Origin of the sequence: uncultured Maribacter sp. (assembly GCF_947495965.1) — a bacterium.
Classification (GTDB): Bacteria; Bacteroidota; Bacteroidia; order Flavobacteriales; family Flavobacteriaceae; genus Maribacter_B.
Genome location: NZ_CANMBB010000002.1, coordinates 653,674 through 671,411, shown reverse-complemented (window position 1 = coordinate 671,411; position 17,738 = coordinate 653,674). Strand labels below are relative to the sequence as shown.

At 31.1% G+C, this 17,738-nt stretch carries 16 protein-coding genes; 5 read left to right on the top strand and 11 right to left on the bottom strand.

The window, feature by feature from the left end; all coding sequences use genetic code 11:
* Window positions 1–2: 2 nt before the first annotated feature.
* From Q0820_RS07330 to Q0820_RS07295, 8 genes are all read right to left on the bottom strand, one after another.
* The gene (locus Q0820_RS07330; protein ID WP_298486523.1) at window positions 3–833 is read right to left on the bottom strand and encodes a DUF4249 family protein; all 831 of its coding nucleotides are present in this window, start codon (window positions 831–833) and stop codon (window positions 3–5) included.
* 4 nt (window positions 834–837) lie between these two features.
* Entirely contained in the window at window positions 838–3,207 is a 2,370-nt protein-coding gene (locus tag Q0820_RS07325; protein ID WP_298486521.1) for a TonB-dependent receptor, read from the bottom strand.
* Window positions 3,208–3,329: 122 nt separating this feature from the next.
* Window positions 3,330–5,546, bottom strand: a complete 2,217-nt coding sequence (locus Q0820_RS07320; RefSeq protein ID WP_298486519.1) for an NADP-dependent isocitrate dehydrogenase — start codon at window positions 5,544–5,546, stop codon at window positions 3,330–3,332.
* Between the two features lie 632 nt (window positions 5,547–6,178).
* Window positions 6,179–6,529, bottom strand: a complete 351-nt coding sequence (rplS, locus tag Q0820_RS07315) for a 50S ribosomal protein L19 (RefSeq protein ID WP_298486517.1) — start codon at window positions 6,527–6,529, stop codon at window positions 6,179–6,181.
* A gap of 139 nt (window positions 6,530–6,668) precedes the next feature.
* Complete coding sequence (trmD, locus tag Q0820_RS07310) at window positions 6,669–7,343, bottom strand: tRNA (guanosine(37)-N1)-methyltransferase TrmD (RefSeq protein WP_298486515.1); 675 nt, start codon at window positions 7,341–7,343, stop codon at window positions 6,669–6,671.
* Window positions 7,344–7,474: 131 nt separating this feature from the next.
* Window positions 7,475–8,095: a tRNA (guanine-N1)-methyltransferase gene (locus Q0820_RS07305; protein WP_298486513.1), complete on the bottom strand. Its 621-nt coding sequence runs from the start codon at window positions 8,093–8,095 to the stop codon at window positions 7,475–7,477.
* A gap of 146 nt (window positions 8,096–8,241) precedes the next feature.
* Window positions 8,242–9,690 carry a glyceraldehyde-3-phosphate dehydrogenase gene (locus tag Q0820_RS07300; protein WP_298486510.1) on the bottom strand — a complete coding sequence of 483 codons (1,449 nt, stop codon included), beginning with the start codon at window positions 9,688–9,690 and terminating at the stop codon, window positions 8,242–8,244.
* A gap of 124 nt (window positions 9,691–9,814) precedes the next feature.
* Window positions 9,815–11,209, bottom strand: coding sequence for a trypsin-like peptidase domain-containing protein (locus tag Q0820_RS07295; protein ID WP_298486508.1), 1,395 nt, complete (start codon window positions 11,207–11,209; stop codon window positions 9,815–9,817).
* A 135-nt stretch (window positions 11,210–11,344) separates the two neighbouring features.
* Here Q0820_RS07295 and dapF point away from each other — a divergent pair, with 135 nt between their 5' ends.
* The 4 genes from dapF to Q0820_RS07275 all read left to right on the top strand — a co-directional run bounded on the left by dapF (window position 11,345) and on the right by Q0820_RS07275 (window position 14,459).
* Complete coding sequence (gene dapF / locus Q0820_RS07290) at window positions 11,345–12,127, top strand: diaminopimelate epimerase (protein WP_298486717.1); 783 nt, start codon at window positions 11,345–11,347, stop codon at window positions 12,125–12,127.
* Window positions 12,115–12,645 (top strand): GNAT family protein, encoded by a 531-nt coding sequence (locus Q0820_RS07285; RefSeq protein WP_298486506.1) that lies wholly within the window; start codon window positions 12,115–12,117, stop codon window positions 12,643–12,645. The genes dapF and Q0820_RS07285 overlap by 13 nt, the downstream gene beginning before the upstream one ends.
* On the top strand, window positions 12,636–13,679 hold the full coding sequence (mltG, locus tag Q0820_RS07280) for an endolytic transglycosylase MltG (protein ID WP_298486504.1): 1,044 nt from the start codon (window positions 12,636–12,638) through the stop codon (window positions 13,677–13,679). Before Q0820_RS07285 ends, mltG begins: the two co-directional genes overlap by 10 nt.
* A gap of 150 nt (window positions 13,680–13,829) precedes the next feature.
* Window positions 13,830–14,459: a hypothetical protein gene (locus Q0820_RS07275; protein ID WP_298486502.1), complete on the top strand. Its 630-nt coding sequence runs from the start codon at window positions 13,830–13,832 to the stop codon at window positions 14,457–14,459.
* 59 nt (window positions 14,460–14,518) lie between these two features.
* On the opposite strand, the gene Q0820_RS07270 is transcribed toward Q0820_RS07275, so the two are convergent.
* From Q0820_RS07270 to dnaA, 3 genes are read right to left on the bottom strand one after another with little or no spacing between them, the layout of a single operon-like run.
* The gene (locus Q0820_RS07270; protein ID WP_298486500.1) at window positions 14,519–15,232 is read right to left on the bottom strand and encodes an SAM-dependent methyltransferase; all 714 of its coding nucleotides are present in this window, start codon (window positions 15,230–15,232) and stop codon (window positions 14,519–14,521) included.
* A 2-nt stretch (window positions 15,233–15,234) separates the two neighbouring features.
* Window positions 15,235–15,684 carry a low molecular weight protein-tyrosine-phosphatase gene (locus Q0820_RS07265; protein ID WP_298486498.1) on the bottom strand — a complete coding sequence of 150 codons (450 nt, stop codon included), beginning with the start codon at window positions 15,682–15,684 and terminating at the stop codon, window positions 15,235–15,237.
* Between the two features lie 10 nt (window positions 15,685–15,694).
* A complete protein-coding gene (gene dnaA / locus Q0820_RS07260; protein ID WP_298486497.1) occupies window positions 15,695–17,119 on the bottom strand; it encodes a chromosomal replication initiator protein DnaA in 1,425 nt (474 codons plus the stop codon).
* A gap of 210 nt (window positions 17,120–17,329) precedes the next feature.
* On the opposite strand from dnaA, the gene Q0820_RS07255 reads away from it, so the two are divergent.
* The gene (locus tag Q0820_RS07255) at window positions 17,330–17,728 is read left to right on the top strand and encodes a thioesterase family protein (protein ID WP_298486495.1); all 399 of its coding nucleotides are present in this window, start codon (window positions 17,330–17,332) and stop codon (window positions 17,726–17,728) included.
* Window positions 17,729–17,738: the final 10 nt, after the last annotated feature.

Sequence of the window (17,738 nt, the reverse complement as noted above, 5' to 3'; positions counted from 1 at the left end):
TTTTATTCTATTGTTATTGTTTTGGAAAAGGATTGGCAAACAGCAAAATAACCAAAAGCAAAATTTTCCGTGTCTACTTTTATATCGTTGGTATCTGTAGTTCCTGTAATGTTTGTAATATTTCCTTTTACTGTAGCTACAGGGGTTTGAAAAGGGCCTTGAGAGCCACCACTTTGAATAATTACTAGATCCATATAATTATAGAAAGCTTCGTCTACGCCCAGTAAATTAATATTAATTTCCATTCCGGAAGTAATATCATCATTATAAAAATAAGAAAATTCAAAAGATTTTCCTTTGTAAAAATCATCTTCGGTTACTAAATACTCATTAAAGTCAAGGTCAAATAAATAGAAGTTATCCTCATTAGGAATATCTGTAAATGCTATAATGATTTCTGTTTCATTGCCTTCAAATAAAGTGCCGTTTCCTTGCTCTAATTTTGTTATCTCTGAGGCTTCCACATAAGTAGCTCTTGCTGCATAGGTTTGGTCCTCGTGTTCTATATATAAGGCTAGTTCGCCATTGGTAAAGAAGGTTGTGTTTTGTACACCAACATATATTCCAGGTTCTGATTCTTGTAAAAACAAAGAGGTTTCACTTCTTAGGTTCGTAATAACTATTTGGTTTAGTTTGGCAGGTTTTAAGTCATCAAAAAAAGAACTTGTAAGTCCTGCTATAACTTTAACGGTAGTTCTTGTTTTACTAGTGTCAACCCTAATTAAAGCGTCAATATTAAGCTTAGGGGCTTCGCTAGGAGCGTCCACTTCTATAACATCTTCGCAAGAGAAAAAAAGAAAACCAAGAATTAAAAAGGGTAGAAGGTTCTTCATGATTCTAAAATTTAAAATTATAAGTTACTGCAGGTACAATACCAAAAATGGAGGTGCGTATTGCTTCATTATTTCCTGTTTCTGTATTTCTGTTAAAATTGATTGAGGCTGCATTTTTTCTATTATATAAATTGTAAATGCTAAATACCCATTCGCTTTTTATTTTTTTGAAAGTATTTTTTTTGGGAGTTAGAGTTGCAGAAAGGTCTATTCTATGGTAGTTTGGTAAACGTTCATTATTTCTAAGTCCATAGTAAGGTACTGTTAACCCTTGAAATTGAAATTGGCCAACAGGGAAATTGGTAGGTTGTCCAGTTTGGAATATAAGGTTAGAGTTTATGCTCCACTTTGTATTTAATTCATAACTGGCATATAAAGAAAAATCATGTGTTTTGTCATAGGGAGTGTTATACCATTCTCCAAAATTTATACCAGTTTCTATTGGGGTTCTTCCTGGTGTTTGCTGTTCAGATTTAGAAAGGGTATATGCTAACCATCCTTTTAACTTTCCTTCATTCTTCTTAAATAAAAACTCTATGCCATAAGCTCTAGCTCTTCCGTTTAAAATTATTTGTTCAATAGCATCATTGGCTATTAAGTTAGCTCCATTTATATAATCTATTCTATTTTTAATTTTTTTATAAAACACTTCGGTTTCTAGACTGTATTTATTTTCATCTATAGTTTTAAAATATCCTAGTGCAAACTGGTCTAAGAGTTGTGGTTTAATAAATGGACCACTTGGAGTCCAAACATCTAAGGGGGTAGGGGAGTTTGTGTTAGATAGTAGATGAAGGTATTGTGATAGCCTAGTATAACTACCTTTTATAGCATTATTTTTAAAAGAATAAGAAAACCCTAATCGAGGTTCTAAATTAGTGAAAGTCTCTAGGCTTCCTTTTTTTTGGTTGCTTATTTCTGTTGGGGTTGCAGAATAATATAATTGAAATTCTTCATTGAAAATTACGGGATCAATATTTTCGTATACATTAATTTCATCTTGACCCAATCTATTAAAATGACTAAGCCTTAGCCCGTATTGTAGGCTCAGGTTTTTGGTTATATTTTGCTCTATATCTATATACGCAGCAAATTCATTTGCAAATTTTTGTGTTAATTGTTCTTCTATGATTCCTGAGTTAGAATTGCTAGGTTCTATTTCTCCAGGATTAAATTTGTAGTAAATATTATTGATGCCATAATTTACTTGTAAATCATTATTTAAGTAATGTTTTAAATCGTATTTAATATTAAAATTTTGTATGCCTGAGTTCCAATTAAAGCCAACGAAATCTAATTTTAAACCATAATAATAATCAGAATATATCAGAGATAAATTTGAAAATAGCTTATCTGAGAATAAATGATTCCATCTAAAATTTCCAACAGAATTACCATAGGTATTTACAAAGCTATCACTAATGCCAAAAACATCTCTTCCAAAATAACCAGATAAATATAGATTATTGTTTTGGTTTATTTTGTAATTAAGTTTTGCATTAAGGTCAAAAAAGTATGCCGTATTATCTAAATCAAATAAAGGAAAAAAAAGATGCGCATAAGAGCCACGACCTCCTATTAAAAATGCAGATTTATCCTTAATTATTGGGCCTTCTACCAAAAGTCTGCTGGCGACTAAACCTAATCCTCCGTTTACTTTAATTTCTTTACTGTTTCCTTCTTTTTGGAAAATATCTAGTACAGAGGATACTCTGCCACCGTATCTTGCTGGGATACCACCTTTATATAATTTTATGTTTTTAATTGCATCTGGATTAAAAACGGAAAAGAATCCAAATAAATGCGAAGAGTTAAAGATGGTAGCCTCATCTAGTAAAATTAAATTTTGATCCGCCGATCCGCCACGAACATTAAATCCAGAAGCTCCCTCACCAGCATTTGTTACTCCTGGTAAAAGTAAAATAGATTTAATAATATCTGCCTCTCCTAATATAACTGGAATATTTTTAATAGTTTCGGCCTTTAGAGTGTTAACACTCATTTGTGGTTTTCTAATGTCTATGCGCTCTTTATCTTCAGTGACAATAACTTCTTCTAACTGTTCTGCTTCTTCTGTAAGTTGAAAGTTTATTTTTTTATTATCTGTAAGTGTAATGTCTTTTTTTATTTCCTGAAAGCCTAAATAACTTGTAATTAATGAGTAATTACCTTCTGGTAATGTAATAGAATAAAAACCATATTCATTTGTTATAATTCCTGTTTGTAATTCTGGAATTGCAATAGTTACACCAATAAGAGTTTCATTGCTATTTTTTTGGGATACAATACCGCTGAGTGTAAATTTTTGTTGTCCAAAGGATAAATAAGAAGAGCTTAAGAAAATGAAGAGGCAAACTCTTATAAGAAACTTCATTGTAGTTTTTTTTATAAAAATAGTCAGTAAAAACAAGGTAATCTTACACTTAACAATTATTTAATAAATGAAAAAACCCTTGTTGTAAAAAACAAGGGTTTTTATTTGTGTAATAATATAGCTTAAATTTTGTCTAATATGCTATTAAGCGTTTTACTAGGTCTCATTGCTTTAGCAACAAGCTCTGCATCTGGCATATAGTAGCCGCCAATATTATTTTCTTTTCCTTGAGAATCTATTAATTCTTGAGCAATAGTATTTTCATTTTCAGAGAGTTCTTTATAAACACCACTAAATAATTTTTTTAGTTCAGCATCTTTATCTTGCTTAGCTAAAGCTTCTGCCCAATATAACGAAAGGTAAAAATGACTTCCTCTAGTATCAATCTCATTTACTTTTCTAGAAGGAGATTTGTCATTTACTAAAAACTTTTCTGTAGCGGTATCTAAAGTTTCTCCTAGTACTTTTGCTTTTGTATTGTTTTCTTTTTCACCAAAAAACTCTAAAGAGACTCCTAGTGCTAAAAATTCTCCTAAAGAATCCCAACGTAAATGTCCTTCTTCTATAAATTGTTGTACATGTTTAGGGGCAGAACCTCCTGCGCCTGTTTCAAATAAACCACCGCCATTCATTAAAGGAACAATAGAAAGCATTTTTGCACTTGTACCAACTTCTAAAATTGGAAATAAATCGGTTAAATAATCTCTTAATACATTTCCAGAAACAGATATGGTATCTTCTCCTTTAATAATTCTCTCCAGTGTAAATTGGGTAGCCTTAATTGGAGATAATATTTGAATGTCTAAACCATTTGTATCGTGGTCTTCTAAATAGGTATTTACTTTTTTTATAAGTTCTGCATCATGGGCTCTATTTTCATCTAACCAGAAAATTGCAGGGACTTTTGTAGCTTGTGCTCTAGAAACCGCAAGTTTTACCCAATCTTGAATAGGGGCATCTTTTACTTGACACATTCTCCATATATCGCCTTCTTCAACAGCATGTTCTATTAGTGTATTTCCGTTAGCATCAATAACCTTTACAACACCTGCGGTATCTATTTTAAAAGTTTTGTCATGAGAACCATATTCTTCTGCTTTTTGAGCCATAAGTCCAACATTAGGAACGGTTCCCATTGTAGTAGGATCAAAAGCACCATGCTTTTTGCAAAAATCTATAGTAGCGGTGTATATTCCGGCATAACTACTATCTGGAATAACAGCTTTTGTATCTTGAGCTACTCCTTGTGCATTCCACATTTGTCCAGAGTTACGAATCATTGCTGGCATAGAGGCATCAATAATTATGTCACTAGGAACATGTAAGTTTGTAATTCCTTTATCAGAATTAACCATTGCTAAATCAGGACCATTTTCAATTGTAGTGGCAATATCCTTTTCAATTTCTGCTTTTTTATCAGCAGGTAGCTTATTTAATTTAGCATATAAACTTTCTAATCCATCACTAGCCTTAATGCCTAATTCGTTAAAGGTAGCTTGGTGTTTTGAAAAAACATTTTCAAAATAAGCTTCTACAGCATGACCAAATATAATAGGGTCCGATACCTTCATCATAGTCGCTTTCATGTGTAATGAAAAAAGGATGCCTTTTGCTTTGGCATCAGCAACTTGTTCTTTAAGAAAAGAAACAAGTGCTTTTTTATTCATAACTGTAGCGTCTATAATTTCACCGTCTAATAAATCTACTTTATCTTTTAAGATGGTTGTAGATCCATCATTTGCAGTCAGCTCTATTTTAACATTAGTTGCTTTTGGGATAGTAACAGATTTTTCATTTGCCTGAAAATCACCTTCTCCCATAGTAGCTACATGAGTTTTAGAGTCAACGCTCCAAGGTCCCATGGAATGAGGATTTTGTTTTGCGTAATTTTTTACAGCCTTAGGAGCTCTACGGTCAGAGTTTCCTTCTCTTAAAACAGGGTTTACAGCGCTACCTTTAATTTTATCATATCTAGATTTTATATCCTTTTCTGCGTCTGTAGTTGCATTATCTGGGTAACTAGGAACATTGTAGCCTTTACTTTGTAATTCTTCTATTGCTTCTTTAAGTTGGGGTATAGATGCACTAATATTTGGAAGCTTAATAATATTGGCTTCTGGCTGTTTTGCCATAGCGCCCAATTCTACTAAATCATTAGTAATTTGTTGGTTTTTTTCTAAGAAATCTGGGAAAGTGGCTCTTATTCTTCCTGCTAAAGAAATATCCTTAGTTTCAATTGTAATTCCAGAGGTTTTTGTAAAAACACTTACTATTGGTAAGAAAGATTGTGTAGCTAAAGCTGGCGCTTCATCTGTTTGGGTATAAAAAATTTTTGGCATGTATGTATTTCATTAAATTTAAGCAAAACAAAGATACGATATAAAAGGGTTTTAGTTAGCACGTTATATGTGCTAAACTTTAAGATTTTAAAGAATTTTGTGAATATTAAAAGCCATATCCTATACATGTATGGGATATGGCTTTCTAGAAATAGATTGTAAACCTGTTGTTTTATTTTTTAATAAAACGGCAACCATTGATTGCATTTAAACCACTATTTCAACGTTTATAGAAATTAAGTTTTAGTGTTTTATATCTAAATCATTAATTACTATTTTTTTTATTATGCAATATATAAACGAATAGTAGCTATGAGGCTTTTTTCATTTTATGTATACGTGAAAAAAAAATATAAGTTATAATCTCACTTTCTCTTAATTAAAGGATAAAGAAACTGCAATAGATTTTTTATTTTAAAGAAGAGTGCATAACAATATAAAGAACGTAAACTTTATAATAGATTGCTGTAATCTATAATTAAAGATAAGAAATTTTAAATAAAAGAGCAGTGCGTTTATGGGATTAGTAATTAACAGTTTATGAACCATTGCTATTAACAATTGTTTATAATGTAAAAAAGCACTGTTAGGAACAGTGCTTTTTTATTTTATGTAATAAAGTTGGTTGTAAATTATTTACGAACCTCTTTAATTCTAGCTTTTTTACCAGTTAAACCTCTAAAGTAGAATATTCTAGATCTACGAACTTTTCCTCTCTTATTAAGCTCTATTTTTTGTAAAGCAGGTAAGTTTATTGGAAAAATACGCTCAACACCAATAGTACCAGACATTTTTCTAATAGTAAAAGTTTCTGTTGCACCACTTCCTCTTCTTTGTATTACCACACCTTTAAAGAACTGTGTACGTGTTTTTTCACCTTCTTTTATTTCGTAGTATACTGTTATTGTATCACCAGAAGAAAAATTAGGGAAATCTTTTTTAGGAACGAATTCGTTTTCTACAAATTTTATTAATGATTCCATTTTAATATTTTATTTTAAAATAATATACAAATAACATTCACGATTTTCGTCAGAGGTTATTTTAATAGTTTGCAAAAATACATATAATATTAATACTGGCAAGAATATTTTATTCTATTTTTTTGTAAAAGAATAGGAGTTATTCTAATAAATCTGGTCTTAACTCTTCTGTTCTTTTAATGGCTTGATTTTCTCTCCATTCTTCAATTTTAGGGAAATTCCCTGATAAAAGTATTTCTGGTACTTTATGGCCTTTGTATTCTGCAGGTCTTGTATATATTGGAGGAGCTAAAAGGTTGTCTTGAAAAGTATCTGTTAAAGCTGATGTTTCGTTACTAAGAACTCCAGGAATTAACCTAATAACTGCATCGCATAAAATTGCAGCTCCTAACTCTCCACCAGATAAAACATAATCACCAACAGATATTTCTTTGGTTATAAACAAATCTCTAACGCGTTGGTCTACACCTTTATAATGTCCGCATAATATTATTATATTTCCTTTTAATGAAAGTCTGTTTGCTAATTTTTGATTTAAAGTGTCGCCATCAGGAGTCATATAAATAACTTCATCGTAGCTTCTTTGATTCTTTAGGTTACTTATGCATTTGTCTATTGGCTCAATCATTAATACCATTCCAGCACCGCCTCCAAACTGGTAATCGTCTACCTGATTGTAACTTTTGTCTGTGTAATCTCTTAAATTATGAAAATGAACTTCTACTAACCCTTTGTCTATAGCTCTTTTTAGGATAGATGCCTCAAAAGGGCTTTTTAGTAATTCGGGTAGTACCGTTATTATATCAATACGCATCTAACAATAGCTTTTTAGAATAAAAAGTCAAAAGTAGTAAAACTATATGATTATTAATGTTTAGAAGAAAGGCTAACTCTTATGCTCTATATTTGTTGTAAATAAAAAAAGCTCCTAATGGAGCTTTTTAATTATTTGTTTTTCTTGTATTTATTTATCTCGTCTTGTAGCTGCCTACTAATTTTTTGTTCTCTTTCTAATGCTCTTCTTCTATGGTCTTCATATTCAGTTTCTACTTCAGATAAAGCTAATTTTGCTTCTTGTGTAAGCACATTACTTTTTCTAAACTTATATATGAACCCTAATAAAAGCAATAGTAGACATGCTATAACTGTCCATAAAATAGCATTATAGGTTCCTTTTGAAACTAATATGCCTAGAAAAGACATACTATCTTTTTCTTCTGTAACAGAAGAAAGATTATTTGTAGTTTCATTTAATTTTTTTTCTAAGGAAGATATTGTTGTTTCGTGTCCTGTAATGGTTGCTCTTAAGCCTTCTTCTTTTTTGCTATAAACATTTAAGGAATCAAGTACGTTTTGTTTTAACTTGTCTAAAGAAATTACTCTAACAACTTCATATTTTTTTCCGTCTGCTCTATAATTACCAGATTTCTTATATATGTATTCAAACTGGCTATTAATATTCCCTTTGTCTAATGACAATTCTTCTTGGTTGCTTTCTTCTTGTCCGTATTGTAGGTTAATTGCGAACAAGGCGATTACTGCAAATAGTATTCTTAAACCTTTCATTTGTTAGTACTTTCTATATTAATAATAGTGATTTAGAGGGGGGTAAAAGTAATTCAATAAAATCAATTAAGAAAAAAATATTAAAAAAAGGTTTTATTTTAATAAGCATGTTACTAAAATAAAACCTATGAATTTGTTAGTTTATGCTAGTAATAGGTAAACCTTCTTACTTTAGATATATACTTAGCCAAGCGTATTACTTGGTGAGAGTATCCGTATTCATTATCATACCATATATATAGTATAATATTTTTTCCAGAACTATTTACTATAGTTGCTTTACTATCGTAAATAGATGGGGCAGAAGTGCCTATTATGTCTGAAGAAACCATTTCTTTACTTAGAGAATATTTTATTTGCTCTACTAAGTTACCTTCTAAGGCGTATTTTTTTAATATTGTATTTATAGCGCTTAAAGAAGTTTTGTTTTTGGTTTCTAAATTTAAAATGGCAAGAGAGCCATTAGGAACAGGGACACGAATTGCATTAGAGGTTAGTTTTCCTTCTAGTTCTGGTAAGGCTTTGGCAACAGCTTTTCCGGCTCCAGTCTCTGTAATTACCATATTTAAACCAGCAGCTCTTCCTCTACGGTATTTGCTGTGCATATTGTCTACTAAATTCTGGTCATTTGTATACGCATGTATTGTTTCTAAATGCCCTTTTCTAATTCCAAGAGAATCTTCTATAACTTTTAAGACAGGTGTTATTGCATTTGTGGTACATGAAGCTGCAGAAAATATATTTGTTGTGTCTGGGTCATATTCTGTATGGTTAACGCCATGTACAATATTAGGAACCTCTTTTCCAGGCGCAGTAAGTAATACTTTGGATGCTCCTTTAGATTTTAAGTGTCTGCTTAATTCTGTTTTATCTCTAAAAGCTCCTGTATTGTCTATTATTAAGGAATTATTTATGCCGTATTTAGTGTAATCTATTTCCTCTGGTTTAGAAGCGCTGATAATATGTACAGTTGTGCCGTTTATTAGTAGTGCTTTATTTTTAGAATCTATATCTACAGTGCCATTAAATTTGCCATGAACAGAATCTATCCTAAGTAAATTAGCTCTTTTTTCAAGAATTTCTTCTGTAATTTCTCCTCGAGTTACAATTGCTCTTAAACGCATTTGGGTTCCTTTACCAGTTTTAGCCATAAGTTCTCTGGCTAAAAGTCTACCTATTCTTCCAAAACCATATAAAACAACATCTTTTGGTTGTATTTTTTCAGTTTCGTTTGCGTTTTTTAATTTGTCTATTACAAATGATTTTACATTGCTATAGTCATTATCATCCGAATGGTATTCATAAGTTAGTTTACCAATATCTAATTTAGAGGGAGGTAGTTTAATATCATTTATTGCTCTTAAAATTTCAACAGAGTCAAAAATAGAAACAGGTTTTTGAACAAATTCTCCGGCATATTCATGAAGGTTAATTATATCACTAACATTTTTATCTATGATTTGATTTTTAAAAAGTACGGTTTCTATAGATTTATCGTACCAAAGGTCACTAGCGAGTTTAATAAACTCTGTAGTTGCTTTTCTTCTGTCGGCTTGGAATGCAAGCTCTTTTTCGTAAGATTTAATTTTTGCCATTATGACTTTTTCAATAGTTAATTTGCATGCAAAAGTACTTATTTCAAACGTTTTCGTAAAGAAAAAGTGAAATAAAAAAAGCACCTTTAAAAAAGGTGCTTTCTTGTTTTTTGTTAAAGTGTATTTACTGGAAAATTAGACGTTCTCTTTCTCCTTTACTGTTTAACATTGTAATACTGGTTTTTCCATATCTGGAGATGCGTCCAAAAAGTGTTTTAGCTTCTTGAATATTGTTTATTTTTTCATCGTCAACAGATAGTAATATTTTGCCATATAAACCATACCCTCTATAGGTTTCTGGAACTCCAATTATTTTAACACCAGTTTTTGTGTTAAAATTTTTCATGTCCTCTTCCGTTAAATTTTTAATTTCAATACCCATGACAGGAACAATAAGGGTTTGTCTTTCTTTTAATGTTACAGGTATTTCTAAGACTTCGTTATCTCTGTTTAAGGTTAATATAACTTCATCTCCAGGTCTTTTTGCAGAAATATACCCTGTAAGGTCTGCAAATTTCTTAACCTTTATGTCATCTATTTTTTTAATAATATCACCAGACTGTATTTTAGCATCTTCTGCTCCAGAACCAGAAGTAACTCCATCTACATATACTCCTTCAATTTCATTTATTCCATTTTCAATAGCGTAGGGAGAATTCATGTGCGGAGTGGTAATACCAATAATTCCTTTAAGAACGTTACCGTACTCCATAATATCTTCTACTACTTTTTTTGCAATGTTGCTTGGAACAGCAAAAGAATATCCGACATAAGAGCCTGTTTGTGAGGTTATTGCTGTGTTTATCCCTACTAAATCGCCATTAGTGTTTACTAATGCTCCGCCGCTGTTACCTGGATTTACTGCAGCATCAGTCTGTATAAAAGATTGGTCTATTTGTCCAAGAGCCCTAGCTTTAGCGCTTACAATTCCTGCAGTTACAGTAGAGGTAAGGTTAAAAGGATTTCCTACTGCAAGCACCCATTCTCCAATTTTTACATTATCAGAATCTCCAAATGCTAAATATGGTAAATGTTTTTTAGCATCAATTTTAAGTAAAGCTATATCTGTATTTGGGTCTGTTCCAATTAATTCTGCATCATAGGTTTTGTTATTGTTTAAAGTAACTTGTAGTTTGTTTGCTTTGTCTATAACATGGTTGTTTGTAACAATATATCCATCCGAAGAAATTATAACTCCTGATCCAGTTCCTACTTGCGGAGTTTGGCTAGATTTTGAGCCATAGAAAAACTCCATAATATTCGTTGGTCCAGAACTTAAGGTTACATTTTTTACGTGTACTACAGCATTAACAGTTGTTTCTGCTGCGGTTGTAAAATCTAATTCATTTATACCAGCTCCTTTTGGAGAGGTTGGGGTGTAGTTTGTTTTAAAAGTGGTGTTTTCTCCTTCTTGGGTAATTACTTTGTAATTTGTGTTTTCAAAAAAAAGCTTGTAAGCTCCAAGCGTAAAAGCACCAGCAAAAACTGCTACTAACAATAAGCTGCTAATTTTTTTCATTTTTTTTTAATTTAATTCTAAAATTATTCTACTGTAAAATTAATAGATTTTATACTTTGTTTAGTTTCTTTAACGAGTTTTTAACTGCTAAAAAAATCTTAATAATGTTATATCTTTGTGTTAATTATGGATAAAATGGATATTACTTTTTATAAATACCAAGGTACGGGAAATGATTTTGTAATGATTGATAATAGGGATTTAAAGTTTCCTAAAGACAATACAAAGTTGGTTGCTTTTTTGTGTGATAGAAGATTTGGTATTGGTGCAGACGGACTTATATTATTAGAAAATGATGCTACTGTAGATTTTAAAATGGTTTATTATAATTCTGATGGGAATGAAAGCACCATGTGTGGTAACGGAGGAAGGTGTATTGTTGCTTTTGCAGAATTTTTAAATGTTTTTAATAAGGAAACTACATTTAATGCTGTGGATGGTTTGCATAATGCAACTATAGAAGGTAGTTTGGTTAGTTTACAAATGTTAGATGTAGATGAAATTAAAACAAAGCCTAATGCTATGTTTCTAAATACGGGCTCGCCGCATCATGTGCAACAAGTAACAAATCTTTCTGATTTTCATGTAAAAGAAGAAGGTAAAAAGTTGCGATATGGACTGTATGGAGAGATTGGGAGTAATATAAATTTTGTAGAACCTGTAAAAGAAAATGTGTTTGCAGTTAGAACCTATGAAAGAGGAGTGGAGGATGAAACGCTTTCATGTGGAACAGGAGTTACCGCAGCAGCTATAGCCATGCATAAATCAGGTATGGTAAAATCTAATCATGTTTTTATAAATGTTTTAGGGGGTAATTTAGAGGTGAAATTTTCTGTAAATGATGCTTTGTATTCGGATGTTTTTTTAATTGGAGATGCCAAACAAGTTTTTAAAGGAGAGATAGTATGCAACATTTAAAAGGGAGCAATATTTATTTAAGAGCTCTTGAAATGAGTGATTTAGATTTTTTGTACACTTTAGAAAATAATACAGATTTATGGGAAATAAGTGGTACGATTACTCCATATTCAAAACAAGTTTTACGACTGTATTTAGAAAATGCATATAAAGATATTTATGAGGTAAAGCAGCTTAGGTTGTGTGTTTGTTCTGCTAATGACACTGTTATTGGTTTAATAGATTTATTTGATTTTGATCCTAAAAATAAACGCGCGGGATTAGGGATTGTAATATTAAATGAAGAGGAACGTAACAAAGGAGTAGGTTTTGATGCGGTAAATGTTTTGTGTAATTATGCTTTTTCTACTTTGGGCTTACATCAAATATATGCTAATGTTTTAGAAGATAATTTGGCTAGTATACATTTATTTAAAAAAATAGGTTTTAAAGAAATAGGAGTAAAAAAAGATTGGATTTTGTCTGGAGGTAACTTTAAAAATGAAATTTTATTTCAAAAAATTAATACATGTATATAAAGAAAATTTTATTAGCAATTGTTTTTATAGGTTTAATAGCTGGCGGAGCGTTTGCTTATATGGTGTATGGAGCGTTTTTTACACCGAATACAAATTTTAATAATGATAAAGCATATGTTTATATCCCAACAAATTCTAATGTTGGAGATTTAGAAAAGATTTTAGAGCCTTTGGTAAAGGACTTTTCTTCATTCAAATCTGCTGCGGATCGTAAAAAATACACTTCTAATATTAAAGCGGGGAAATACGTTTTAAAAAAAGGAATGAATAATAATGAAATTATTGGTCTTCTTAGAAGTGGTAATACCCCTGTTAAGGTTGCTTTTAATAACCAAGAAACTATAGAAAATTTAGCAGGTAGAATAGCAGTACAAATAGAACCAGACAGTATTAGTTTATTAAAAGCTTTTACGGATATAGATTTTTTAAAGGAAAATGGTTTTAATAAAAATACCGAGCTTGCAATGTATATTCCTAATAGTTATGAATTTTTTTGGAACATTTCTGCAGAAGGTTTTCGTAATAGAATGTTAAAAGAATACAAGCGTTTTTGGAATGAGGATAGATTAGCGAAAGCAAAAACTATAGGTTTGACAGATAAAGAGGTAGTAACATTAGCGTCTGTTGTTCATAAAGAAACGGCTAAAGTAGAGGAGCGCCCTAGGGTTGCAGGAGTTTATTTAAATAGGTTAAGGAAAGGTATTTTATTGCAGGCGGATCCAACAGTAATTTATGCAATAAAAAAACATACAGGAGATTTTAATAAGGTAATTAAGAGGGTTTTGTATAAGGATTTAGAGTTAGACTCTCCTTATAATACCTATAAATATGGCGGTTTACCTCCTGGGCCAATTGCAATGCCAGATATTACTGCGATAGATGCGGTTTTAAATTCTGAAAAACATAGTTATTTATATTTTGTAGCAAACGTGGAGAATTTTGGTTATCATAAATTTGCAAAAACACTTGCGCAACATAACCGAAATAAAGAACAATACATCCGTTGGATAAATTCCAAAAAGATAAACAGATAGTAAATTGTCTTGTTTTTTTGACCTGTTAACTGAAATTGTATAGTTTTAACATAACTTTCTAAAATTAGAGAACAATTTAGTTCTAACTTTGCCCCCTCAGAAATTTAAGCACACTTTTTAGGAAGAGGTAAGTCTTAAGAAAACAATTATATGAGAAGATGGATATACGTGAGTAGTCCTCTTATCGTGATGTTTATTTTTATAAGTTTTGGTTTTAAAAATCAGGAAGTTACAGTTCCAGAAACTTTAAAAGTAAAAGAACCTACTAAGGTTTTGTTTCCCAAAAACAAAACTTACTTTACAAACCTAGTAATAGTGCCTCCTTTTTTAGGAAGTTCATATATTGGTTTTAAAGAAGCCTTGGCATTTAAAGAATCTCAAGGTAATTATTTTGTGACAAATACTTTAGGGTATTTGGGTAAATACCAATTTGGTGTAGAGACTTTGGAGTTAATGGGGGTTTATAATCCAACAATTTTTTTAAACGACCCTGTTTTACAAGAAAGAGTTTTTTATACTAATGTATCTAGAAATAAATGGATTCTTAGAAGAGATATTCAGCGTTTTGTAGGTAAAAAAATTGGTGGTATTGTTGTGACAGAATCTGGAATGTTAGCTGCTGCTCATTTAGCAGGTGCTGGTAATGTTCAAAAGTATTTGCGTTCTTATGGGAGCTATAATGTTGAAGATGCTTATGGGTCTACTGTTTCCAAGTATTTAAAAAAGTTTTCGGGTTATGATATTTCTTATGTATCTCCTAAGAGAAACCCAAAAATATAGAAGAGTAAGTTTATTATGAAAATGGTTAGCCTTGGCAGGTAGAATGGTCAAGGCTTTTTTTATGCTTGAATAATAAAAATGGCTGGTCTTTTGTGTAGGTCTACTTTAGTTCTGGACCAATCGGCTATTCTTTTTGTAGCAATATATTCTGTTGGTAGTGTAATATCACAAGCAATACATAAATGCGTGCCATCTGCAAGTGTTTTAGTTAATTCTTGCAACATTTTATCATTTCTGTAAGGAGTTTCTATAAATATTTGAGATTGTTTTGCTTCTCTGGATTTTTTTTCTAAACCTTTTATTGTCTTTTTTCTCTCTGTATTATCAATGGGTAAATAGCCATTAAAAGCAAAATTTTGACCATTAAAGCCACTGGCCATTAGAGCAAGTAAAATAGAAGAGGGTCCAACAAGAGGTACTACCTGAATATTTTTTTGATGTGCAATTTTTACAACATCTGCTCCTGGGTCTGCTATTCCTGGGCAACCGGCTTCAGATAGGATGCCAACATTAACACCACCTAAACATGGTTCAAGAAAAGTTGGTATTTCTTGAGCTTCTGTAAATTTGTTTAAAAGACTTAATTGTAAATTAGGTTGGGATTTTCTTGGGCTAATTTTTTTGATAAATCGCCTTGCTGTTTTTTCATTTTCAACAATATAGTAATCTATACTTTCTATGGTTTGTTTTATAGATATTGGTAAAACTTCTAAAGGTTCATTGTCTCCTAAAGTTGTTGGTATTAAGTATAATTTTCCTTTTTCGTTTTCCATGATTATAATTTTTTAGAAATTGCTTCGCAAGCCTTTTCTATTAATTGAAAAACTATTTCAAAACCTTCCTCTTCATCATAGTATGGGTCTGGAACTTCCTTGGTCTCTATATTTATTTCAGAAAGTAAACATTTTACTTTAGAAATATCTTCTTTGTTTTTTGCTAAAGATATAATGTTAGAATAGTTGCTATTATCCATAGCGTATATTATATCAAAAGCATTAAAGTCTTTAGAGGTGAACTTTCTACTTTTTTGTTGATGTATGTCTATACCGTATTTTTGAGCTACAGCAATAGAGCGAATATCGGGCATATTGCCAACATGATAGCCAGCAGTCCCGGCAGAATCTACAAATATTTTGTTAGGGTCTACTTTGCTTTTTAAAATACCTTCTGCTAATGGTGATCTACAAATATTTCCTAGGCAAACCATTAGTATTCTGGTTTTCATGGTAATATTATTAAGATAATTTTTTAGTTAAATCGTCTATGTATTTGCGAAACTGTTTATCTGTTTCTGCAAGATTATCTACTGTTTTGCAAGCATGTAATACAGTAGCGTGGTCTCTTTTTCCTATTTGAGAACCAATACTTGCAAGAGAGGCTTTAGTGAATTTTTTAGCAAAAAACATAGCTAATTGCCTTGCTTGTACAATATGTCTTTTTCTTGTTTTGGATTGTAGTGTTGCTACATCCATTTCAAAATAATCCGATACAACTTTTTGAATGTAATCTATGGAGACCTCTCGTTTTGTATTTTTAACAAATTTCTCTACAACCTGTTGTGCAAGTTGTACAGTTACTTCTTTTTTATTGAAAGAAGATTGTGCAATAAGGGATATAATAGCGCCTTCTAATTCTCTAATATTAGATTTTATATGTTTTGCAACATACTCTACTATATCATTAGGCATTTCTACACCATCTCTATATAGTTTATTTTTTAATATAGAAATTCTTGTTTCGTAATCTGGATTCTGTAATTCTGCAGATAATCCCCACTTAAACCGAGAAAGTAAACGTTGTTCAATATCCTGCATATCTACAGGAGCCTTATCAGAGGTTAGTATAACTTGTTTTCCGTTTTGATGTAAGTGATTAAAAATATGAAAAAATACATCTTGTGTTCCAGATTTACCAGATAAGAATTGTACGTCATCTATAATTAGAACATCAATTAATTGGTAAAAATGAATAAAATCATTTCTAGTGTTCTTTTTTACAGATTCAATATACTGTTGTGTAAATTTTTCTGCGGAAATGTATAAAACAGTCCTTTCAGGGTATTTGTCTTTTATTTCTACACCAATAGCATGTGCTAAATGTGTTTTTCCTAAACCAACCCCTCCAAATACTAAAAGTGGGTTAAAAGAAGTTCCTCCGGGTTTGTTGGCAACTGCCATACCAGCAGAACGTGCTAAACGGTTAGAGTCTCCTTCTAAAAAATTATCAAAATTATAATTAGGGTTTAGTTGCGATTCTATTTTTATATTTCTAATACCAGGAATTACAAATGGGTTTCTTAATTCTGGGTTTTTAGATTTAATTGGTACGTCTAATTCTTGTGATGCTAAATTACCTCTATTAGAGCTCGGAATTTTCTCCGTAAAAGGTTCTTTATTACCGTAGGTATTTTCCATACGAATAATGTAAACCAATTTGGCAGTCTCTCCTAACTCTTTTGTAAGAGCAACTTTAAGTAGTTTAACATAGTGTTCTTCTAACCACTCGTAAAAAAATTTACTTGGAACTTGAACACTTAAAGCGTTTTCGGATAGTTTGATTGGTTTAATAGGATCAAACCAAGTTTTAAATGCCTGCGGTTGGATATTATCTTTGATAAAGGCCAGACAATTGTTCCAAACGGAATTAGCAGTAACATTCATTCTTAAAGTTCTCTTTGTTTTGGTTTTTGCAAAAAATCAAATGGATTAGTGCAAAAGTTGGTTAATAGTATTCTGTTTATAGTAGAGCAAATATGTGAACAAATTATCTAATAAAAAAATGAAATTTTATTGAATTTTAGATAATTTTTTCTCATGTTCGCGAATCATACAAACAAAGCTTTTAAATATATAATATTTACTTGATATAATATGGATTTTAACGAAATTTCTTTTAGGGTTAGGTACGCGGAGACCGACCAAATGGGCGTTGTGTATCATGGTAATTATGCACAGTACCTAGAGATGGGTAGGGTAGAATGGTTAAGGAGTAAAGGGGTTTCTTACAGTGCTATGGAGAAAAATGGAATAATGCTTCCAGTAATATCTTTGAAAACTTTTTTTAAGAAGTCTGCTCTGTATGATGATTTAATTACAGTACGTACAATTTTGAAGGGAAAACCCTCGGTTAGAATTGAGTTTGACTTTGAAATTTATAACGAAAAGAAAGAAATTTTGGCTGAAGCGAATGTAGTTTTGGTTTTTATGGATAAAGAAAAAATGAAGCCAATGCGATGTCCAAAATATATTCTTGATAAAATTGGGTTTTAGTAAACTACCT